The 23842-nt window shown below is 47.2% G+C and carries 15 protein-coding genes; 12 read left to right on the top strand and 3 right to left on the bottom strand.

What is annotated here, in order from left to right; all coding sequences use genetic code 11:
- Positions 1-3 precede the first annotated feature (3 nt).
- The 8 genes from KTR06_RS08130 (at position 4) to KTR06_RS08095 (ending at position 9878) form a co-directional block, all read left to right on the top strand.
- Complete coding sequence (locus tag KTR06_RS08130) at positions 4-1818, top strand: heparinase II/III family protein (protein WP_004322634.1); 1815 nt, start codon at positions 4-6, stop codon at positions 1816-1818.
- A 24-nt stretch (positions 1819-1842) separates the two neighbouring features.
- The gene (locus KTR06_RS08125; RefSeq protein ID WP_118219851.1) at positions 1843-3774 is read left to right on the top strand and encodes a heparinase II/III family protein; all 1932 of its coding nucleotides are present in this window, start codon (positions 1843-1845) and stop codon (positions 3772-3774) included.
- Between the two features lie 15 nt (positions 3775-3789).
- Positions 3790-4968, top strand: coding sequence for a glycoside hydrolase family 88 protein (locus KTR06_RS08120; protein WP_217290184.1), 1179 nt, complete (start codon positions 3790-3792; stop codon positions 4966-4968).
- Positions 4969-4983: 15 nt separating this feature from the next.
- Entirely contained in the window at positions 4984-5457 is a 474-nt protein-coding gene (locus KTR06_RS08115; RefSeq protein WP_061447914.1) for a hypothetical protein, read from the top strand.
- Positions 5458-5487: 30 nt separating this feature from the next.
- Positions 5488-7527 (top strand): fimbrillin family protein, encoded by a 2040-nt coding sequence (locus tag KTR06_RS08110; RefSeq protein ID WP_217290183.1) that lies wholly within the window; start codon positions 5488-5490, stop codon positions 7525-7527.
- Positions 7528-8335: 808 nt separating this feature from the next.
- Positions 8336-8530: a helix-turn-helix domain-containing protein gene (locus KTR06_RS08105; protein WP_004316118.1), complete on the top strand. Its 195-nt coding sequence runs from the start codon at positions 8336-8338 to the stop codon at positions 8528-8530.
- Between the two features lie 11 nt (positions 8531-8541).
- Positions 8542-8865 carry a HipA N-terminal domain-containing protein gene (locus KTR06_RS08100; RefSeq protein WP_004308471.1) on the top strand — a complete coding sequence of 108 codons (324 nt, stop codon included), beginning with the start codon at positions 8542-8544 and terminating at the stop codon, positions 8863-8865.
- Positions 8866-8867: 2 nt separating this feature from the next.
- A complete protein-coding gene (locus KTR06_RS08095) occupies positions 8868-9878 on the top strand; it encodes a type II toxin-antitoxin system HipA family toxin (protein ID WP_004308472.1) in 1011 nt (336 codons plus the stop codon).
- An 87-nt stretch (positions 9879-9965) separates the two neighbouring features.
- Here the strand turns inward: KTR06_RS08095 and KTR06_RS08090 are convergent, their stop codons facing one another.
- Entirely contained in the window at positions 9966-10877 is a 912-nt protein-coding gene (locus KTR06_RS08090) for an AraC family transcriptional regulator (protein WP_004313768.1), read from the bottom strand.
- A 222-nt stretch (positions 10878-11099) separates the two neighbouring features.
- Between KTR06_RS08090 and KTR06_RS08085 the strand changes: the two genes are divergently transcribed.
- The 3 genes from KTR06_RS08085 to KTR06_RS08075 are packed head-to-tail and all read left to right on the top strand — an operon-like array spanning position 11100 to position 16777.
- Positions 11100-12206 carry an efflux RND transporter periplasmic adaptor subunit gene (locus KTR06_RS08085; protein WP_008023669.1) on the top strand — a complete coding sequence of 369 codons (1107 nt, stop codon included), beginning with the start codon at positions 11100-11102 and terminating at the stop codon, positions 12204-12206.
- Positions 12207-12220: 14 nt separating this feature from the next.
- The gene (locus KTR06_RS08080) at positions 12221-15400 is read left to right on the top strand and encodes an efflux RND transporter permease subunit (RefSeq protein WP_217290182.1); all 3180 of its coding nucleotides are present in this window, start codon (positions 12221-12223) and stop codon (positions 15398-15400) included.
- Positions 15401-15412: 12 nt separating this feature from the next.
- Complete coding sequence (locus KTR06_RS08075) at positions 15413-16777, top strand: efflux transporter outer membrane subunit (RefSeq protein ID WP_004308479.1); 1365 nt, start codon at positions 15413-15415, stop codon at positions 16775-16777.
- A 157-nt stretch (positions 16778-16934) separates the two neighbouring features.
- Here the strand turns inward: KTR06_RS08075 and KTR06_RS08070 are convergent, their stop codons facing one another.
- On the bottom strand, positions 16935-20879 hold the full coding sequence (locus tag KTR06_RS08070; protein ID WP_217290181.1) for a hybrid sensor histidine kinase/response regulator transcription factor: 3945 nt from the start codon (positions 20877-20879) through the stop codon (positions 16935-16937).
- 36 nt (positions 20880-20915) lie between these two features.
- A complete protein-coding gene (locus KTR06_RS08065) occupies positions 20916-23363 on the bottom strand; it encodes a glycoside hydrolase N-terminal domain-containing protein (RefSeq protein WP_217290180.1) in 2448 nt (815 codons plus the stop codon).
- Between the two features lie 142 nt (positions 23364-23505).
- On the opposite strand from KTR06_RS08065, the gene KTR06_RS08060 reads away from it, so the two are divergent.
- Complete coding sequence (locus KTR06_RS08060) at positions 23506-23754, top strand: hypothetical protein (protein ID WP_254306406.1); 249 nt, start codon at positions 23506-23508, stop codon at positions 23752-23754.
- Positions 23755-23842: the final 88 nt, after the last annotated feature.

Here is a 23842-nt window from a genome sequence, read left to right as displayed (position 1 = left end):
AGGATGAAGAAAATACTTTTACTATTACTCATTTTTGTATCCGGTTGCACGGGTGTAGTTGCGCAACAGTTTGATTATGGCAAGATAGCGCCTCATCCCCGGTTGTTATTGCCGGCGGGAGGAGAAGAAGCCATCAGGAAAGCCATTGCGGAGTATCCCCCGTTGGCCACTGTTCACCAACGGATTATGGAACTTTGCGACCGGACACTTACGGAACCACCTGTGGAACGTATCAAGGAGGGCAAACGCCTGCTGGCGATTTCGCGCATCGCATTGAAGCGTATCTATTACCTCTCATACGCTTATCGTATGACGGGAGATCAGAAATACGCTCTCCGTGCGGAACAGGAGATGCTGGCCGTTAGTCATTTCACCGACTGGAACCCTACTCATTTCCTGGATGTGGGTGAGATGGTAATGGCATTGGCTATCGGTTATGACTGGCTGTATGACTCTTTGCAGCCCGACACCCGCCGGGTGGTGCGCGAAGCAATCATCGCGAAAGGGTTCGACGCGGCAAAGAACACCCGTCATGCCTGGTTCTATACAGCCAAGAATAACTGGAATTCCGTATGTAATAGTGGATTGGCGTATGGCGCGCTGGCTCTTTTTGAAGAGATTCCGGAGGTATCGAAAGGCATCATAGAGAAATGCATGGAGACAAATCCGAAAGCGATGGTAGGTTATGGCCCCGACGGAGGTTATCCCGAAGGGTTCGGATATTGGGGGTACGGGACAAGTTTTCAGGTAATGCTCATTGCTGCGCTCGAAAGTGCTTTCGGCACAGACAATGGGCTCTCCCAAGCCCCCGGCTTCATGGAATCTGCCCGTTTCATGCAGTATATGACAGCTCCGAGCGGAGACTGTTTCTGTTTCTCGGACTCTCCGGTGGAGGCAGAGTGTAATATGATGATGTTCTGGTTTGCAGGCAAGGCGAAAGACCTTTCCCTGTTGTGGATCGAACGTCAGTATCTCGACCGCCCGGATATGCAGTTTGCCGAAGACCGTTTACTGCCCAGCCTGATGGTGTTCTGTTCACAGCTCGACCTGAACCGGATCGGAAAGCCGAAGAAAAACTTCTGGTTTAACCGTGGAGATACGCCTGTGTTTATCTACCGTGGCGGATGGGACAGCAAGAAAGATACCTATCTGGGAGTGAAAGGAGGTTCGCCCTCTACCTCTCATGCACACATGGATGCCGGGTCGTTTATCTTCGAGAGAGACGGAGTGCGTTGGGCGATGGACTTGGGGATGCAGAGTTATATCACACTCGAAAGTAAGGGAGTGGACCTGTGGAATATGTCGCAGAACGGACAACGCTGGGAAGTATTCCGGCTAAGCAATATTGCTCACAATACGTTGACGATTAACGGAGAACGCCATTTGGTAGAGAGCAATGCCCCGATCATCCGTACTTTCGAGTCGAAGAAACAGAAAGGGGCGGAAGTGGACCTGTCGAGTGTGTTTGCCAACAGCGTGAAGAAAGCCGTCCGCACCGTGATATTGGATCAGAAAGACCATCTGGAAGTGACCGACCGGTTGCAGACGGGAGACAAAGAAGCTGCCGTATCCTGGATCATGGTCACTCCGGCAGAAGCCAAAATTACAGGCAAGAACCGGATGGAATTAACCAAAGACGGACAACGGATGCTATTGACGGTAGATGCCGATACGGAAGTAGAAATGAAAACCTGGTCGAACGTGCCCCCGCATGAATATGATTTCCGCAATCCGGGAACCATCCGCGTGGGCTTTGAGACGGTGATTCCTGCCAATCGTGCCGTGCAACTGAAAGTACGACTTATTCCTTTGAAGTAGTAATACAAATAAATTCATTGAACCATGAAAACGATTCTTTTTAAAACAATCATCATAGCTTTCTTTGTAGGAACAGCCGTTAGTTGTTCCGATGAAGATGAGAACAGATTCCGTCCGGGATCTACCCATGAGAAACCGAATCCCACGGAGCCGGAGGGCGGACTGGATTATTCCAAACTGACTGCGGACAATCATCCCCGCCTGTTGATGAACGCCGAGGCCTTCACTGCGTTGAAAGCCAAAGTGGATGCCAATTCGAGTGCCAATCTGACCTTGCTCCATAATACCATTATGAGTGTATGCAACAGTAAAGGGATGAACGCCACGGCACTGACTTATAAATTGGATGCCAGCAACAAACGTATCCTCGATGTGTCCCGCGACGCGTTACTGCGTATTTTCACCTGTGCTTATGCCTACCGGATGACCGGCGATGCCAAATACCTGACTAAAGCGGAAACGGATATGAACGCTGTCTGCAATTTTCCCGACTGGAACTCGAAACGCCACTTTCTCGATGTGGGCGAAATGGCTACGGCTGTTGCGTTCGGCTACGATTGGCTCTACAACGAACTAAGCGCAGCCACCCGTACGAAAGCGGCCAACGCACTGTTGAAGTTTGCCTTCCAACAGGCGCAGGATAAGAACTGGAACCTCAACTTCTACGAGGCCACCAACAACTGGAACCAGGTTTGTAATGGTGGACTGGTCTGTGCGGCACTGGCTTCCTATGAAAACAATCCTTCCGAAGCAAAGGACATGATTGAAAAAGCATTGGAATCCAATAAACCTGCATTGGAAGTGATGTACTCTCCCGACGGCAACTATCCGGAGGGCAGCGGTTACTGGTGTTACGGCACGCTCTATCAGGTATTGATGCTTGCCGCCCTCAACAGTACGCTTGGCACGGATAACGGGCTTTCCGATACACCGGGATTCTCCAAAACGGCAGAGTATATGCTGTATATGACAGGCTTGAACAGCAAGTTCTTTAATTATTCCGACTGTGCTCCCTCCTCTACCGCGGCATTGGCTTCGTGGTGGTTTGCCGATAAATACAGTAATCCATCCTTATTATATAATGAACTGAAAATGCTGAAGAACGGTGAATACGCTTCTTGTGCCGAAAACCGCCTGTTGCCGATGATTATGGCGTTTGCCAATAATCTGAATCTGGACGCAATCTCCGCTCCTTCCAATAAACTATGGAGTGGAAAAGGGGAAACGCCCGTAGTGATGGTACATACCGACTGGACGTACACCGATACGGATAAATACCTCGGAATCAAAGGTGGAAAGGCAGGTTCGAGCCACGGACACATGGATGCTGGTTCGTTTGTGTACGACGCGTATGGAGTGCGCTGGTCGATGGATTTCGGTCTGCAAAGTTATACAACGCTCGAGTCGAAATTGTCAGCTTTGGGTGGTAATCTTTGGGATATGGGACAGAACTCGATGCGTTGGGATGTATTCCGCCTGAATAACTTGAATCATAGCACGATTTCAATCAACGACGCCCGTCACCGGGTAAATGGGGTGGCTACACTGACTACTACTATCAATACCGCTACGGAATTGGGAGCCACTTTCGATCTGACTGAAGTAGTGTCCGATCAGGCGGCGTCCGCTACCCGTACCGTGAAAATCGTGAACGATAAAGATTTAGTGGTTATGGATGAGATCAAGGCGAGAACAGATAAATCCGCCAAAGTGCGCTGGTGTATGGTGACGCCTGCCGTTCCGACGGTGGAAAGTAACCGCATTGTACTAACGAACGGAAGCAAAGTGATGTATCTCACAGCCAGCGGAAGCGTGAAGCCTACCTACAAGCAATGGAGTACCACCAGTGAGAACTCTTATGACCAGGCTAATCCGGGCACCTATATGGTCGGCTTTGAAGCAACGGTCACCGCCAATCAGACCGTCACATTTACCACAACCCTGTCCCCTAAATAAAAAAGAATGGAACGTATGAGAATCCTATTAATATCTATACTCGGACTTTTGATGTTGGCCTCCTGCACGAAGCAGGAGCCGATGGAGGCATTGATTGACCGTGTATTTACCGTTGCAGAGCAACAATACACGACTATGGACACCCGCTTGACAGAAAAGACACTTCCCCGCACGCTCTCTGCCGATGGTGAGTTTGTTCCCTCAAATATCTATTGGTGGTGCAGCGGCTTCTATCCCGGTTCCCTCTGGTATATCTACGAATATACAGGCAATGAAGCAGTGAAAACACTGGCCGAGAAGAACACGCTGAAACTCGACTCTATACAATACGTGACCAGGGATCATGATGTCGGTTTCCAGTTGAATTGCAGTTACGGGAATGCTTTCCGGTTGACAGGTAATGAGGCTTATAAACAAGTGCTCTATCAGGGCGCCAAATCCTTGTCAACTCGTTTCAATCCTACTGCCGGTGTGATTCGTAGCTGGGACTTTGTGCGCAAAGGTTGCGACTGGAAGTACCCGGTGATTATTGACAATATGATGAACCTTGAACTGCTGTTGTCCATGTCGAAAGCCTATGCCGACGACTCTTTACAGAACATTGCCTGTACGCATGCCAATACCACTATCCAGCATCACTTCCGGGATGATTATTCCACGTATCATCTGGTGGATTATGACCCTGAAACGGGTGCAGTGCGCGGCAAGCAAACGGTGCAGGGCTTCTCGGACGATTCCTCCTGGAGTCGCGGACAAGCATGGGCCTTGTATAGCTATACGATGATGTTCCGCTTGACGGGGTATCAAAGTTATCTGTTGCAAGCCGGGCATATCGCCGATATGCTGCTCCGCCGTTTGCCTGACGACGGTATTCCTTACTGGGATTTCGACGCTCCGGTAGAAGCACAGACCTATCGGGATGCTTCCGCTGCGGCTATCATGGCCTCCGCCTTTATTGAGCTAAGCCGTTATATCCCCGGCACGGACGCCAAGGAATCTTATCTTGCCATGGCAGAAAAGCAACTCCGTACGCTTGCCTCGAAAGAGTATCTGGCAGAACCGGGTACGAACGAATGTTTCATCCTGAAGCACAGCGTGGGTGCACTTCCTGATAAAAGCGAAGTGGATGTCCCTCTGACGTATGCCGATTATTACTTTTTAGAAGCATTGCTGCGGTATAAGAATCTACAATAATAAAACTAATACAATATGATTATGAAGAACTTATATATAAATATGGCATTTATCTTCGTACTACTGCTGATAACTGCCTCCTGCTCGGACAAGGATGATTCGGCTCCGCGTGTCATTCCCACCATGAACCTGACAGTTTCGGAGATTGCGGACAATACGGCTCTGATTACTTCCGAGCAGCAAACAGGAACTACGTTCGGAGCGAAAGTCATTGAATTCTATCCCGTGGCCGACATCGGTTTTGACTATAACATTGAAGTGAAACTGGTGAAATTTGTAGAAGAGAACGGAGAACCCGTATCTCTGCCCTATACGCGTAAAATCACCGAAGGATTACGTCCGGGAGTGAATTACATCAGTGCGATTATCGCCTATAATGCCGAAGGGCGTGCCGTGTGTTCCGCTTTCCAGACCTGGAAAGCTTCAGGAACGGAAGGAGCATGGAGTGACGGCGGTTCTGCCGGTGATTTGGAAGAGAATGAATGGTAAAGAATGGTGTAACTCAAAAGAATGAATGGTATGAAAAATAGATTATTTGCAATAGGTGCAATGATTCTCATGATGACAAGTTGCACGCAGGACGAACTTATTTCGTCCGATAACGGCAAAGAACCGGCAACGGCAGGTTCATGTCTGACATTGGTTGGACTCTCGTCTCCGCAGACACGTATTTCTATCGGTGACAAAACAGGTGACGTTTATCCGGTGATTTGGAGCGAAGGGGATGCCTTGGGTGTTTTCTCCCGTACGGCAGGGACCGACATCAATAATGTGCAGTCTTTATTAAGTGATGAGTCGATCGGGCAGAACTCCGGCGTCTTTACTTCGGACGACGTGAAGATGGCGGAAGAAGGAGCTACGGAGCTTCTTATTTACTATCCTTACCGGGCAAGTACGGAACTGGCCGAAAATGGCAACAAGATAACTTCTACCCTGTCTGTTGAGCAGGAACAAAGCCGTCCCGGCGATAGCCATCATATTGGAAAGTATGGTTTTGCGTTTGCCAAGGCTACGGTCAGCGGTCCGGATATGCTTGCTAAATTTACGTTGAACCATGCGATGGCGTATGTGAAGTTCAGCATCTCATCCCAGGAGCTTTCTACGTACAAGCTCAAGAGCGTTTCTTTATATGACAAGGAGACAAAAACTCCTCTTTCCGGTGTATTCACAGCAGATTTGGATACGGACGAACTGACTTACGGTCCGGATGTGAAACCGTATGCCACTGTTTCACTGACTACTCCCGAACTGCTCGCTTCCGCACAGGATATATACCTGACTACATATCCTGCCGATTTAAGTGGCAAAGAAGTGTACATTGTCATCACTCTGGAGAATGACCAGCAGACTGTTACCATTCCTATTCTCAAAGAAGGAAAGCAACTGAAAGCCAATGCTGTCAATACGATTGCTGTCAACAACCTGAAACTTTCGGATAACTCCTGCGAATGGTATGAGCCGGTAGAGACACGTTTATTGGCAGGAAGATGGGCTTATGGCGAGTCCAACTGTCTGTTGACGAATATTTCTACCAGTGGCGTGAGCAATACGATTAGTGTGAAGGCACGTGGTAACTTCATGGAAGTGGAAGAACCCAAGTATGCCAAGACTATTCTAGGTTGCGATTTGAATAAGGATCATAAGATGATTGCCGTAAATGGCTCTACTACGGACATCTCCCCTATTGGCAGTGATTACAATATTACGATCAATGCCTATAAAGTAAGCGGAGGCTATGACGGCGGTTGCGGTCAGGTGGCTATCTATGGAGCGGATCAGACTACCGTCATCTGGAGTTTTATTATCTGGATGACCCCTACTCCGGCAGAACACCCTTATGGTAATACGGGATATGTAGTGTTGGATCGTAATCTGGGTACTTATATGACGTGTGAAGGAGACAACTGGAAGCAAAACGGTGTTTACTTCCAATGGGGACGTCCTACGCCGGTCGGCTGGTCGGGATCCGTGGGTACTAATATACCTACCGAAGCCACCAACGTCCGCTTCTCTATAGAAAATCCCCGTGCGTTGCTTTATACCAATAATGTGGAGAATACAAAATCCGACTGGTATCTGGGTGCATGGACTGGTGCACGTACCGATCGTAAAGATGACTTCTGGGGTAACCCGAATGAATCGAGCACTTATCTCAATCCTTCTGACGGTCATAAATCTATTTATGATCCTTGTCCGAAAGGCTACCGGGTTGTATCTCCCCGAGTATTGGATGAGATAGAGCAGAAAGGAGAATTTGTGAAACAGAGCGCAACTGCGGTATTTAAATATTGCTATGACGGTACGAATTACGCATATTGGCCGTTGGCAGGTTGTAAGTGGGGTTCCAACGGTGGTAATAATGGTAATAATACAGGATTGGATACCGCTAAGGGAGCCGCTTGCTATTGGTCTAACTCATCGGCTAGCAGTTATGGAAATGACAAGGATCAGGGAGCTACTTCTCTGTATTATAAAGTCTCCGATAAGACCTGGACACATTCCTCCGGTCGTTCCCATGCATTCTCCGTGCGTTGTATGAAAGATACCGAGAATCGTTGATTCTCTTCATGGATTCTCTTCATTGAGAATATGAAATAGAATTCCCCGTTATATGAAAGTTTCTGCCTGTCTCCGGATACAAGGTACTTTCATATAACGGGGAATCTGTTCTGTTTTTAAGAACTTCACGAAAAAAGGAAAGAAAGAAAAGGGCCAAATAGAAAATAAACTGCATGAACAATTGCAAGAATATGCATTATCTCTCTTTATCTTGTATTTATTTCCTTGAAATATGCACGATATGGTGTAACTAAACCATCCGTTTGCCGTAATCAAACCCTCCGTTTGGTTTAAACAAACCGTCCGTTTGCTATAATCAAACCATCGGTTTCTTTTAAAGGAAGCTAAACTTGGTTTTTGAAGAGGATATATTGAGCTGGTTTGTCTTTTTCTACTGCCTATTTATAAATAGCAATCTGATATATCCTTTGTGATATGATAGCTATTTATGCTTTTGATTAACTGCTTTTATTGTAACTTGTTTGCTAATAATGCCTATTTTGTGTTATTTGCGAAATCTGTAACTCTAAATGGAGGGCGTTTTTCATGAAGTGCAAGGAAGGGCTCGAAATATAAAGAGCAGGATAGGTAAAATATACAATTCTTCATGTTGGCACTTCTTTCAGCAATCAATGTCTTTCCTTTATAAGCATGTATCTCTTTTAAATCACCATATATGGTGAAAAGCATGATAGTATGCTTTAATACTATGCTATTTATGTGCAAATTCACTGTATATGGTGAATTTACTTGTTTTTATACTAAAAAGATTCTATCTTTGTGAGAAAGTTTCTATATATGGTGAATTATGGATTTAATAGAGATAGGAAAACATATTCGCGAAAGGCGTAAGGAGTTGGGGTTGGATCAGTCTACGTTGGCCACTCTTGCAGGAATAGGGATTAACGCTTTGGTCCGCTTGGAACGTGGAAGTGGTAATCCCCGCTTCGATGTTCTTTTTAATGTCCTGAAAACTTTAGGACTTAGTATTCATATTCAATAATAGACACACATATGAGTCGATCTGCCAAAGTCTATATAAAAGGTATTTATGCCGGTCTGTTAACAGAAATAGATCGTGAACACTATTCATTCTGTTATGATACGGACTATTATAATAATCCACAACTCCCAGCTGTCTCACTGACCATGCCCAAGACACAGCAGGAATATACCTCTTCCTATCTTTTCCCTGTTTTTTTTAATATGACATCTGAAGGGGATAATCGGATTATTCAAGCTAGAAACTTGCATATTGATGAAGAGGATGATTTTGGTATTCTTCTGGCTACTGCCCATACAGATACAATCGGAGCAATAACAATTAAAAAAATGTGATAATGGAAACTGATATTCATATTTGTCCCTCACTTTTACGGGAGACTGGTGGAGAAAGCGGATATTCACCCAAAGCCTTGAAGCAGCTTTCTGATGGGAAAAATATATCTTGTGAATTACCTTACAGGCATTTTGACGATAATGTCGGTATTGATCTCTTCAATAACAATAGCAAACGCATATCCGTTTCTGGAGTCCAGATTAAGTATTCTTTAGTTGCCGATGACGGGATATTGCGATTGACCAAAGAGGGAGAACAGGGCGAATTCATATTAAAGCCTGTTCCCAATAATCTCCGTAACAAGGAGTTTTGTCCTGCCAACGAACATTTGACAATGCAGATAGCTGCGCAAGTATATGGGATTCCGACAGCTCCTAATGGATTATGCTTTTTTCAGGACGGAACCCCTGCTTATTTTGTACGACGTTTTGATTTGTCGGAGAAAGGAAAGTTACAAAAGGAGGATTTTGCTTCTTTAGCCGGGCTTACCAGGAAAAATGGAGGTTCCGATTATAAATATGACAATCTGGCCTATGAAGAGTTTGCAGGAATTATAGATAAATACAGCTCTGTCCCCCAAGTGGATAAATTGCGTTTTTTTGAACTTATCTTGTTCAACTTTGTCTATTCTAACGGCGATGCCCATTTAAAGAACTTTTCTTTATTGGAAGAGAAGAAAGGAAGATTCCGCCTATCTCCTGCTTACGATTTATTGAATACTCATCTCCATATAAACGATGGTATCTTTGCCATGAGCAAAGGTTTGTTTGTTAATCCTGAACCGGATTATTTCGGTGGTGCATCGGCGGTTACTGGGAAGACTTTTTATCACTTTGGCTTAAAAATAGGTCTACCCGAGCGTTTGGTAAACTCTTGTCTCGAAAAATATAGTAAGATATATGAATTGACTGATCAACTGATTGAACATTCTTTTCTCTCTAAAGAATTGAAAAAGCAATATAGACTTATGTATAAGTCAAGAGTCGGGAGCTATCTTAGTGTTATTGAGTAATAATGTGCACATTATTACTCTTTTTTTATATTAAGATGAACAAGATCCCCAAAAAGATTTGTCTAACATAAGAATCTGTTCTTTTTGTCATTCTTCTTTTCTGTTCCGATAATTGGCCGGTGATGTTCCCAAATGCGCTTTTACGTATTTCCCGAAAAAGGACTGATTGGGGAAGTTGAACTCTTCGGCAATTTCCTTGATAGACTTTTCCGAACGTTTTAATCGGTATTTGATATGCTCCACGGTAGTTTCGTTAATCAAATCCAACGGAGTCCTGCCACATGCCTGCTTGATGACTTTCGAGAAATGCTTCGGAGTGTAGCAAAGCTCGTTGGCAAAATAACTCACCGAACGGTGCATACCCTTGTCCTTCGATAACAGTTCCATGAACTTCCGCAAAATATAATTCACCTGTTTGATGCCTTCTTTCGAACCTTCCATGTTGCCGGAAGCTTCGATTTCCTTATGAAGCTGCCCCATCATTTCGCAAAAGATAGCGGAGAAGAGATGTTGTATCACTTCTTTGTGGTAACAATGAGGCTCATCGTTTATCTTGGCTATAATTAAATCCCGGTAGAATCCGAAGACTGTTTGATCCTCCCCGTTGTCAACCGACTTCACCGGATTGTTGTGGATATGAATGGCAGTATTCCACGTTTCCTTTTCCATTTTAATAATACGTTGCAGGAAACGGGTAGAGAATCCGGCAAGCCTGACTTTATATTTAGGACTAAGCATCGTATGGCTGATAATCGTGTTGGGCAGACCGAGCAGCAGCTCGCCCGCCTGCAACTTGTAGGTCCGGTAGTTGACGTCCAACTGGATGCACCCTTCTATACAAACCGCGATGAGAAAACAATTCAGTTTGATTGTATCATTACTATAAGGAGTCCCCTCCAGACTGTTGACTATCGCAAAGTCATCATCAATATAATCAAGGACGTGCTGACTGTCCTTAAAATCTTCTATATCCACCGTTATAATGTTCTCTTTTTCCATGTTCTTTCCTTTTTTCTTTTTGCAAAGTTGGTGAATAATCGGGAAAACAGAATGTCCCATACTTCTTCAGATTTGTTTGATATGTCGTTTATTGCCAAATAGTTAGCTATAATAAACGTAAATGGCGAAAATAGGACATTTATGGAGGGAAATTGGTCACTCTTGCCTTGTTCTTTTCTCCTACTTTTGTCCAGGATTTAACAAAAGATCAAAAGAGAAAGTATGATTACAGTAAGCAAAAAATGGATACGGCTGATAGGGATTGTCGGTTGTACAGTGTGGATGGCATCTTGCAAGCAAGCATCGGATGCGGGAGTGAAATCTTCTTCTTATGCAGTAATGCAGATAGAAGCGGTGGATAAGGAATTTTCTTCTTCCTATTCGGCGAGCATACGTGGGCGGCAGGATATTGATATTTATCCGCAGGTGTCGGGAACGATTGAGAAACTCTGTGTGACCGAAGGGCAAAAAGTACGCCGCGGGCAATCGCTTTTCATTATCGACCAAGTGCCTTACAAGGCCGCGCTCAAAACCGCCATTGCCAATGTGGAAGCAGCACGTGCCGCGCTGGGTACTGCCGAACTGACCTACAAGAGCAACAAAGAACTGTATGCGCAGAAAGTAGTTTCGGAATTCAGCCTGAAAACGGCCGAGAATTCTTATCTCACCGCCAAAGCTCAACTGTCGCAGGCCGAAGCACAAGAGATCAGTGCCCGCAACAATCTCTCTTATACCGAGGTGAAAAGTCCCAGTGACGGAGTCGTAGGCGCATTGCCTTATCGTGCAGGCGCATTGGTAAGTGCCAATATGCCCTATCCGCTTACTACGGTCAGCGACAACTCGGATATGTATGTCTATTTCTCCATGACCGAGAATCAGTTGCTTGCCCTCACCCGCCAGTATGGCGACATGGACGAAGCCTTGAAGAACATGCCGGAAGTGGAATTACGCCTGAATGATAATTCGGTTTATAATAAGAAAGGTGTCATCGAATCCATCAGCGGCGTCATCGACCGGCAAACGGGTACTGTGGTGGCGCGCGTGGTGTTTCCCAACGAATCGCGGTTGCTTCATAGCGGAGCATCGGGCACGGTGGTAGTGCCGAGCATTTATAAAGACTGTATTGCTATTCCGCAGACGGCCACCGTGCGGATGCAGGATAAGACGATTGTATATAAGGTAGTGGACGGAAAGGCTGTATCTACCCTGATAACAGTGGCCGCAAATAATGACGGACGCGAATATGTGGTGCTGGACGGACTGAAAGCAGGTGATGAAATTGTATCGGAAGGCGCCGGACTGGTGCGCGAAGGCATGCAAGTTAAATAAGAAGGAGACTGATTATGAAAGGAAATATATTTATAAAACGGCCGGTGATGGCTATCTCCATCTCCGTACTGATTCTGGCCATAGGGCTTATTTCGCTCTTCACGCTGCCGGTGGAGCAATATCCTGACATTGCGCCTCCAACGGTATACGTAACTGCCAGTTATACGGGTGCCGATGCCGAGGCAGTGATGAACAGTGTCATCATGCCACTGGAGGAGAGTATCAACGGTGTGGAAGACATGATGTACATCAGTTCCAGTGCTTCCAATGCAGGTTTGGCTATTATACAGGTTTATTTCAAGCAGGGCACGGACCCCGATATGGCGGCAGTCAACGTGCAGAATCGTGTGGCGAAAGCGCAGGGATTGCTTCCGGCTGAAGTAACGAAAGTCGGCGTGAGCACGATGAAGCGGCAGACCAGCTTCTTGCAGATTGGTGCTTTGGTCTGCACGGACGGTCGATACGATCAGACGTTCCTTGCCAATTACCTGGACATCAATGTCATTCCCCAGATTAAACGTATCGAAGGAGTGGGAGACGTGATGGAGCTGGGCGATACATACAGTATGCGTATCTGGCTGAAACCGGAACGGATGGCACAATACGGACTGGTTCCGTCGGACATTACCGCCGTGTTGGGTGAGCAGAACATTGAAGCTCCTACCGGTTCATTGGGCGAGAGCTCGAAGAATGTTTTCCAGTTTACGATGAAATATCGCGGACGCCTCAAAAGCGTGGAAGAATTCCGGAATACGGTTGTCCGTTCGCGGGAAGACGGTTCCATACTTCGTCTGCAAGATGTGGCAGAGGTGGAGCTGGGTACGATGACGTATAGTTTCCGCAGTGAGATGGACAGTCAGCCTGCCGTTCTTTATATGATATTCCAGACAGCCGGTTCCAATGCTACCGCTGTCAACAAAGAAATCACTACGCAGATAGAGCGGATGGAGAAGAATCTGCCGGAAGGAACGGAGTTCGTCACGATGATGAGTTCGAACGACTTCCTTTTCGCTTCCATACACAATGTGGTGGAGACGCTGATTATTGCCATCATTCTGGTCATCCTCGTGGTCTATTTCTTCTTGCAGGATCTGAAGAGTACGCTGATTCCCTCCATCTCTATCATTGTGTCGTTGGTGGGTACGTTTGCCTGTCTGGTGGCTGCGGGTTTCAGTCTGAACATCCTGACACTGTTTGCGCTGGTGCTTGCCATCGGTACGGTGGTGGATGATGCCATTGTGGTGGTAGAGGCCGTGCAATCCAAGTTCGATGCCGGATATAAGTCTGCCTATCTTGCCACGAAAGATGCAATGGGCGACGTGACGATGGCTATTGTCTCCTGTACCTGTGTATTTATGGCTGTGTTTATTCCTGTAACCTTCATGGGAGGTACTTCGGGCGTGTTCTATACGCAATTCGGTATCACGATGGCAACTGCCGTAGGTATTTCGATGATTTCGGCTTTGACGCTCTGTCCCGCTTTGTGCGCCATCATGATGCGTCCGTCGGACGGAACCAAGAGTGCCAAGAGTATCAACGGACGGGTACGTGCAGCTTACAATGCTTCGTTCAATGCCGTATTGGGTAAATATAAAAGAGGTGTGATGTTCTTCATCCGCCATCACTGGATGGTGTGGACTTCACTGGCTGTTGCCGTTGCCTTGCTGGTTTACCTGATGAGTACCACTAAAACGGGACTTGTGCCGCAGGAAGACCAGGGTGTCATTATGGTGAATGTCAGCATTTCACCGGGAAGCACGCTCGAAGAAACCACGAAAGTGATGGACCGCCTGGAAAATATCCTGAAAGATACGCCCGAAATAGAACACTACGCCCGCGTAGCAGGGTACGGACTGATATCCGGTCAGGGAACTTCGTACGGTACGATTATTATCCGTCTGAAAGACTGGAGCGAACGAAAGGGCAAGGAGCATAGCTCGGATGCTGTGGTGTCACGCCTCAACGGACAATTCCAGGCGATAAAGGAAGCGCAGGTATTCAGCTTCCAGCCTGCCATGATTCCGGGTTACGGTATGGGTAACTCCCTCGAACTGAACCTTCAGGACATGACGGGTGGAGAATTGGCTACGTTCTATGAAGCGGCTATACAGTTCCTCGGTGCTCTGAACGAGCGTCCGGAGGTAGCGATGGCTTATACATCGTATGCTATCAACTTCCCGCAGATATCGGTGGAAGTGGACGCTGCCAAATGTAAGCGTGCAGGAATTTCGCCGAGTGCAGTGCTCGATGCAGTGGGCAGTTATTGCGGTGGCGCGTATATCTCCAACTATAATCAGTATGGTAAAGTATATCGTGTGATGATGCAGGCTTCGCCTGAATACCGCCTCGACGAGCAGGCACTGAATAATATGTTTGTACGCAATGGTACGCAGATGGCTCCGGTGAGCCAGTTCGTGACGCTGAAGCAAGTGCTGGGACCGGAAACGGCCAACCGTTTCAATCTTTACAGCACCATCACCGCCAATGTGAATCCTGCCGACGGTTACTCCTCCGGCGAGGTGCAGAAAGTGATTGAAGAAGTGGCTGCACAGTCTTTGCCGGCAGGCTACGGATATGAATATGGTGGTATGGCACGCGAAGAAGCAAGTAGCGGTGGTGCGCAGACGGTTTTCATTTACGCCATCTGTATCTTCCTTATCTATCTGATTCTGGCCTGTCTTTACGAAAGTTTCCTCATACCGTTTGCCGTTATCTTCTCCGTGCCGTTCGGACTGATGGGGTCGTTCCTTTTCGCCAAAATACTCGGGTTGGAGAATAATATCTATCTGCAGACGGGTGTGATTATGTTGATCGGTTTGCTGGCTAAGACGGCCATTCTGATTACGGAGTACGCCATAGAACGTCGCCGCAAGGGAATGGGTATCGTGGAGTCTGCCTACTCTGCCGCACAAGTCCGCTTGCGTCCTATCCTGATGACGGTGTTGACAATGATCTTCGGTATGCTTCCGCTGATGTTTTCCTCCGGTGCAGGTGCCAATGGCAACAGTTCGTTGGGTACGGGTGTTGTGGGCGGTATGGCTGTCGGGACACTGGCATTGCTCTTTGTCGTTCCGGTTTTCTACATCATCTTTGAGTTTTTGCAGGAGAAAATCCGCAAACCGATGGAAGAGGAACCAGATGTGCAGGTGCTTTTAGAGAAAGAAAAGAGTGAAGTTGAACGCGAACGTAAATAAATGAAAGAAAGAATGAAGAAGAATATCATCACATTAGTTGCCATCAGTCTGTCGTTGAGCGGTTGTGGCATCTATACCAAATACGAACCCGCCACTGTCGTTCCCGACGATCTTTACGGCGGGGAAGTGGTGACCGAAGACACTGCCGGTCTGGGTAATATGGACTGGCGGGAACTCTTCACCGACCCTTATTTGCAGTCTCTCATTGAAGTGGGATTGCAGACCAATACCGACTATCAGTCTGCCCAGCTCCGTGTGGAAGAAGCACAGGCCGTACTGATGTCCGCCAAACTTGCTTTTCTGCCCGCTTTTGCGCTTGCTCCGCAGGGAACAGTGAGCAGTTTCGATACGCAGAAGGCTACGCAGACTTATTCGTTGCCCGTTACTGCCAGTTGGGAGTTGGACGTTTTCGGGCGTATGCGCAACTCCAAGAAACAGGCGAAAGCGCTTTATGCTCAAAGCGAGGATTACCGTCAGGCAGTCCGTACGCAGTTGATAGCAGGTATCGCCAATACCTATTACACCCTGTTGATGCTGGACGAACAACTCGACATCTCCCGTCAGACGGAAGAGGCATGGAAAGAAACCGTTGCGTCCACCCGTGCATTAATGAATGCCGGATTGGCAAACGAATCGGCTGTGTCGCAGATGGAGGCGGCCTATTATCAGGTGCAGGGTTCGGTCCTCGATTTGCAGCAGCAGATCAATCAGGTGGAGAACAGTCTTGCCTTATTATTGGCGGAGACGCCACGCAACTATGAGCGTGGTGTATTGGCAAAGCAACAGTTTCCTGCCGACTTCTCGATAGGAATTCCTGTACGGATGCTTTCTTCCCGTCCGGATGTCCGTTCGGCAGAGCGGACGTTGGAAGCGGCGTTCTATGGCACCAATGCGGCACGTTCGGCTTTCTATCCTTCCATCACTTTGAGCGGGAGTGCCGGATGGACAAACTCCGCCGGGGCGATGATTATCAATCCGGGTAAGTTTCTCGCGTCGGCGGTAGGTTCGCTTACGCAGCCGCTCTTTAACAGAGGACAGGTGGTGGCACAATACCGCATTGCCCGTGCGCAACAGGAAGAAGCGGCGCTCGGTTTTCAGCAAACGTTGCTCAATGCCGGTAGTGAGGTGAATGATGCGTTGATTGCCTATCAAACCAGTCAGGGAAAAAGAATCTTGTTGGATAAACAGATCACTTCCCTGCAAACGGCTTTGCGAAGCACTACTCTGTTGATGGAGCATGGTAATACAACCTATCTGGAAGTGCTTACCTCCCGGCAGTCGTTGCTTAGTGCGCAACTCTCGCAGACGGCCAATCATTTTACTGAAATACAAAGTTTAATTAACCTATACCGTGCTTTAGGAGGAGGTCAGGAATAAACTGTATCATACTCTCTGTTTTTTAATTTAATGAAAGAAGGGCTGCCGGAGAAGTGATTCTGTGGCAGCCCGTTTGTTAATCGGTCAATATCGGTCAATATGCGGCGAATTGGCTTGCAGCCGGAAACTTCAGCCAGCATAAAGAATAATGATGGTATTATTTACCAGCCAGACCTTTCTTTTTTCTTTCTTTATATTGACTGGGTGTTTCCCCGGTATATTGCTTGAAAGCCGTACTGAAATAACTCGGAGTGGTAAACCCGGTTTTCTCTGCAATTTCAGAGAAGGGCATATCCGTGCCGGATATCAATGTAATAGCTTTTTCTATACGGAGCTTACTGATATACTCGTTCGCTCCCATGCCTGTAAGTGCTTTCAGTTTGTTATAAAGCGAAGAACGGCCCAATCCTACTTCCTGGCAGATAAACTGAATGCCCAGATTGGAATTTTCTATATTTTCCTGGATGATACTATTCAGTTTAATCAGGAATGTTTCGTCTGTCAGGCTGATGGTGCTTTCTTCCGGTGTGGGGATTAATCCTGCATTCAGATACCTTTTCTTGGTATATTCCCGGTTTTTCAACCGGTTGCGGATAAGTTCCATTAGCATTTCCACTTCGAAAGGTTTGCTTAAATAGCCGTCCGCTCCATTCTTGTAACCGCTTATTTGGCTTTGCCTGTCATCTCTGGCAGTTAGCAGAATGACTGGGATGTGACTGATATTGATATCCTCTTTAATCGTTTTACAAAGTTTATACCCGTTCATCCGAGGCATCATCACGTCACTGACTATAATATCAGGGACATGGCTTCTGACCAGTTGAAGGGCTTCCACCCCGTCTCCGGCGATAATTATCCGTTTGAAGTATCCTTCGAACGTTCTTTTCAGAAAGTCTGTCATATCCGGATTGTCATCCACTACGAGAATAGTGTATGGAGTGGTGTCGAATACCTCTTTCGCGGACGGCTGCCCGCTGTTATCATCCATCATCAACTCGTTCAGATAAGCTTTTGGCTCGCAGATGATTTCTTCCGGTTCCTGCCTCAACGGCAACTCAAAGAAAAAGCTGGCTCCGGTTTCTTCATTATCCTGTGCGCCGATAGAGCCGCCGTGCAGTTCCACCAGAATCTTGGAGTAAGACAAGCCGATTCCTGTTCCGCTCTGTTCTCCCGTTCCCTGGTAGAAGCGGGTAAAGAGCTTGTGCGTATCCACTTGTTTCAGTCCGCATCCCTGGTCGATGATGGAGATACGCACCCGGTTTTCTTCAGGCAGCAGTTCCGAAGCAATCGTTATTTCCGTGTCCTGCGGACTGTGTTTCAAGGCATTGATAAGCAGGTTACTTAGGATAATCTCGCATTTGTCCTTATCGAAACTGACTTTCTCTATCCGTGGGTCGAGCTGATAGCGGATATGCACATTCTTTGCTTCCCCCTCACTGATAAAATCCTGCGAAACGTGTTCAATCCATTGATTGAGCGGATGAGGCTGAATTTGCAGTTTACTCTCCCCTACTTCCATTTTCCGCACGTCGAGCACCATATTAATCAAGTTCTTCATTCGTTGTGCCTGCCGGTAGATGGCTTTTAACGGCAGATATTGGCTGTCTCCGGAAGAGAGCGACTTCAAAATCTGATTGAGTGGCGCATGAATAAGCGTCAGCGGAGTCCGTAGTTCGTGGCTGATATTGATAAGAAAACGTACCTTTTCCTCGTACATCTGTTTCTCATGCTCTTTCATCGCCCATTTCAGTTTTTCCTGATTACGTTTCAATGTTCTGCGGAAAGTTTCGATGATTATGGTGGCAATGAGAATGGTGCAACCGAGAATGAACCACCACGTGCGATACCATGGCGGGAGTACGGTTAGTTCTAGTATTTTCTGGTTGGGAATCCAGCTGCCGTCTTTCGCTGTGCATGAAGCCATAATTTTGTAATTGCCCGGTGGTAACGACCGGATTACCAATTCCGGCTGGTACGATTCGATATACTGGTCGTTCAGCCCCTCTATCCGATAGCGGTAGACTTTCTTACGGAAGATATCCTCTTCTTTCGACATGATTCGGATGGTGATATTGCTGTCCCATGGGACAGAGATTGCTGCCGGATGACTATATAGTTTGTTCTGTGCAGGCTCACCATTGATGATAATATCCAACAGTTGCAGTTCCGGCATTTCCGATGTATTCAGCAGCAGCTGGCCGTCAATGCGCAGCATACCCTTTACACCGCCGATATAGACATCCCCCTCATTGTTTACCAACCGGGCGTTGGGCAGATATTCGTTTTGGATAGCTCCGTTCGACTCTCCGAAGAGAACGAACTTCTGTTCCTGTATAAGCCAGGCGAAAAGTAGATTATCCGCACCTATCCATACTTTGCCCCTCTGGTCGCATTGCACCATGTTGACTTCGGTAAACAGGTTGGTAGGGATGTGCGTCTGCTTTTGGGAAACGGGGTTGTAGTGGATAAGGCCGAAATTGCTTCCTATCCAGAAATCGCCGTGCTCGTCGTGTGACGCCGAACTGATTACGGTATCCTGATAACATTCGAAGGTTGTTTGCAGCAAGGAATCCCCATCGTGCAGTTCGTAGATATGTTTGAAATCGTTGATGTAAGTCCGGTTGTTCTCGTGCTTGAAGGGGACGAGCGTGCCGACAATACTTTTCCCTTCTTCTCCGGTGACCTTGTCGAATTTCTTTTCTTTCAGGTGATACTGGTAGACATGGTCGCCCAGTAATAACACGGTGTTGGGGGTGTTCTGATATAAGTTGACCGATTTACCCCGGTTGCAAAGTTGTGTCGTAGTTTCTTTGTCGACAATGGTAAAAGGCTGTTTCTCCCCGGTTGCGGGGTTGAATATGAATACTCCTTTGGAGAAAAGGGAAATCAGTAGTTTTCCGGGAGTGAATCCGCTGATAAACGCTATTTTATCGTTCCAGGTAGAAAGATAATGGGTGAATTTCTCGGTACGCGGGTTAAAGAGGTTGATACCGCCGCCGTCCGTACCAATCCAGATACTGTCGGTCGATTGGCGGTAAAGGCTTCGCACGGTGCTGTTGCTTAGTCCGCGGTCGTTGCCGGGGACTACGTCGGTGTAGGTTTTCATGAACACTTCCCGGATGCTGATTAATCCGTTGCAGGTGCTTCCTGCCCATATATTGTTATTGTGGTCGTTGTGCAGGCAGAGAATGGAGTTGGCGGGGAGAGAGTAGTTTTCACGTCCCGGGATATATTCCAGTTGGGAGATTTCCCCGGTTTCGGAGGTGAGGATATTGATTCCGCCGCCATCTGTTCCTATCCACAGTTGCCCTTCCCTTTCGGCGAGGCTTAGGACGATGTCGTTGCTAAGGGCGGAGTTGCGGGTGGAGTACGAAGCCAGTAGTTTGCCGTCGTATGAGTAGCAACGAAGTCCGCCGCTGTAAGGGGCAATCCATATTCTTTTCCGGCTGTCGGTCATCATGGTGGTAATTTCCGGCCCGCAGTCGAAAGGGGGCCGTCTGTGCTCTCCGGTATGCAGGTCTACGAGGTATATGCCTGTCCAACGGCTGCAACAAAGCAACGTCTTTGAATCCCACATACTGAGAGCGTTGATTTTAAAAGAGTTGGCGTTGAAATATTGCAGAAGCCGGAGAGAAGAATCGTTATAACTATATTTGTAAATCCTGTCCTTGCCGCCAAAGAGGATTCCGTCCGGGACAAGGCAGAAGGAATAGGCGGTGATATTCTTCCCGTCCTCGTCCGTGGGGAACGTGAAGTCGTTGCTCTGCTGTTGGTAGCGGGCAATACCTTTTTCAGTCAGTACCCAGATGTTGTGTTGCTTGTCTTCGGCAATCTGATAAATCAGGTTGTGGAGAAGCGAGTTCGGGTCGTTTGCCTGGTGTTTGTATCTTTTCAGTTCGTGCCCGTCGAACTTTCCCAGTCCCGATTTGGTACCTATCCATACGAAACCCTGCTCATCCCGGAGAATACAGCGCACGTTGGAAGGCAGCCCTTCTTTCAGAGAGATTTGTTTAAAGTAATAGTGTTCTGCCCGGAGAGGGAGAACACCGACTAACTGTATGATAAAGAAAAGGCTTGACAGAACAGCGTATTTGGTTTTCATGTAAAGCAGGTTTGTTTATGAGGACAGATGCCTTCTTTATAATACGGCTAACTTGTCCCCTTTTAAGGTGATTTCGTATTTTTTCCCTTTTACGGTCTTGAACTTGAGCGTCTTGTCTCCGTATCTTACGTTACAGGGGATTCCGGATTTGGAATGGATGATAGCTTTCTCCAGTTGTCCCTCTTTCCAGGAGATGGAAACCTCAAAATTTCCTTTGGCGCAGATTCCGCTTATTGAGCCGTTTGCCCATGCATCCGGCAAAGCGGGAAGAAGTTGGATGAATCCCATGTGGCTTTGCAATAACATCTCGGTTATTCCTGCCGTACCGCCGAAGTTTCCGTCTATCTGGAAAGGCGCATGGGTATCCCAGAGGTTGTCCAGTGTACCGTTTTTCAATAAGTTGCCGTATAGTTTATACGCATGGTTTCCGTCTTGCAGTCGTGCCCATTGGTTGAGCTTCCAACCCATGCTCCAACCGGTAGCGCCGTCTCCGCGATGTTCCAGTACCACTCTGGCTGCCTGTGCAAGTTCGGGGGTAGTCACGGGAGAGATGGTATGCCCCGGATGCAATCCGAACAGGTGGTTGACGTGGCGGTGTTCATCTTTCGGGTCGTCTATGTCGGTAGACCATTCCAACAACTGACCGTAGCGTCCTATACGGTACGGAACCAGTTTGGTCAGTACGTTTTCCCATTGTTTGCGTTCTTTGGCGTCCGTTCCGAGCACCTTGCTTGCCTGGATGGCGTCCAGTAATATTTCACGTACTACGGCATGCGCGAAAGTGACTCCCTCGTCCACCGGGCCGTGTTCGGGAGAAGTGGAAGGAGCGGCGGTGTAAGTCCCGTCGGGCTTGTGCCACAAGTGGTCTACCGCAAACTGTGCGCTGCTTTTGATAAGGTCGTAGCCGATTTCCTTTAAGAATTTCGTGTCACGGGTATAATCATAATACTCCCATATATGCGTTGCCAGCCACGGACCGGCGGTAGGATTCAGGTTCCATGCCATAGATTTGCTGGATAAGGGAGCTGTGAATCCGAAGATATTGGCAGAGATGGATGCTGTCCATCCGCGGGCGTTGAAATAGGCTTGTGCTGTCTTCTCGCCGGGTTTTACCAAGCTGCGTATAAAGTCAATCAAAGGCCATGTACATTCAGAGAGATTGGTGGGGCACGCAGGCCAGTAATTCATTTGAATGTTGATGTTATTGTGGTAATCTACCCGCCACGGGCCGTCGGTATTGTTGTGCCACAATCCTTGCAGGTTGGCTGGCATGTTGCCGGGGCGCGAACTGGCTATGAGCAGATAGCGTCCGAACTGATAGTACAATTGTTCGAGCTGATAGTCCGGCACGCCTTTCTTATAGCTAGCCAGTCGTTTGTAGGTCGGCAGGTTGGGAGTGCCGATTTCCGGATTGATTTCAAAACGTACCCGATTGAACAGCGCGGTATAATCGGCTTCGTGATTACGATAAAGCTCGTCATAACCTTTTTTCAGGGCATTGTCCATCATAGCCAGAGTCGTTTGTGACGGGTCGTTGCCGACGTAGGCTTTCGGGTCTTTGAAGTCTGGGGCAAAGTTCATCTTATAATCGGTATCTGCCGTAAGCAGGAATACCACTTCGTCAGCATCCTTCACAATAATCCGGTCGTTTTCTGCTTTCAGTGTTCCCCCTTTGTGGATAGCTTTGATTCGGAAAGCGAATTTCATTCCGTTGTTATTGAGAACGCCGGTATATACTAATCCGTCGTTTCCATCTGCTTCCAGATGGCTTTTTGCTACGTTGTTGGGACAATAGCTAAGTACAAGATTCTGTTTTCCGCCTTTGTCGGCAGTAAACTTCATGACCATAACGCTGTCTGGATAGGATATGAAGTATTTACGTTGATACCGTATCCCGTCTTTGTAAAATTGCACCACAGCCATCGCCGAATCCAACGACAGGATGCGGCGGTAATTGCTCATATTGATTTCGCTGAGTCCGGTTTCCACATAAAGCTCTCCCATCGTGGTAAAAGCACCGAAGCGGAACGGAGTCTCGTCTTTTTCTTCATAAGCTCCCAGCCCGTTGAAGTTTTCCTGCGTGAGATACCCCGCCTTTTTAGAATCCCCGTCCAGGAAAGCCTGCCGGATTTCTTTCAGTACACCTGACGACTGTTTGTTTACGTTCCAATAATACTCGGCGCCTTTGGCGGTATTCGGTCCCCCTTTCCAGAGAGTTTTTTCATTCAGTGTGATTCGTTCTGCGGATATGGAGCCCATGATATTCGCTCCCAGGCTGCCATTCCCGATAGGTAGCGAACGGTTTTCCCATGCTTTGTCCGGATTCGCCCCTGTGCCGTTGGCACGTAGCCAGATAGCTTGTCCATTGAGATTGTTGGGAGTGTCGAACCATACGGAAAGCCCTTGAGTATAATCCACCGTCTCTATGGACGCTGCGGAAAGAGAAAAAAGTGTGCAAAGAATAAGAGGGCAGAGTTTTTTCATAATATGTGTTGTTTAAAGGAATGTGAGATACAAAGGTACTTGTTTTTTAAGATTCTGTCTAGCGGGTTGGTTTCAATTTTTACCAATAGGCTTTTAAAAATCGCTAAAAGTGCTTCTTTGTGGGTTTGGTAAGATGTTTCTAATGAAGAACCGGGTCTGGTTTACATTCAGTATATCCAACTTTCTAAGAAAAACACTCCGACGGATGATGTCCGGTCTGGAGATAAATACTACCTTTGTTTCCTATATAAAAACAAGTATGTATCTGACAGGTATGAGCCGGGAAGAATTATATGCCGAAGCATATAAGGACCTCATTGCAATATCGACCAAAATGAACATGTTTATAGATAAGGTGTGTAAGAAAGCAACGATGATGAGTCCATTTTGATCTATTGTTTCTTGCAGTACTCATGGAAGAGTATCAGGGCAGAGAACATTTTTAAAATCATTTGTTTGTGAAAGTAGTGGAAAGAGCG

The organism is Bacteroides sp. MSK.20.12 (genome assembly GCF_019052435.1).
GTDB lineage: Bacteria > Bacteroidota > Bacteroidia > Bacteroidales > Bacteroidaceae > Bacteroides > Bacteroides xylanisolvens.
This window is presented reverse-complemented; position numbering and strand designations above follow the sequence as displayed.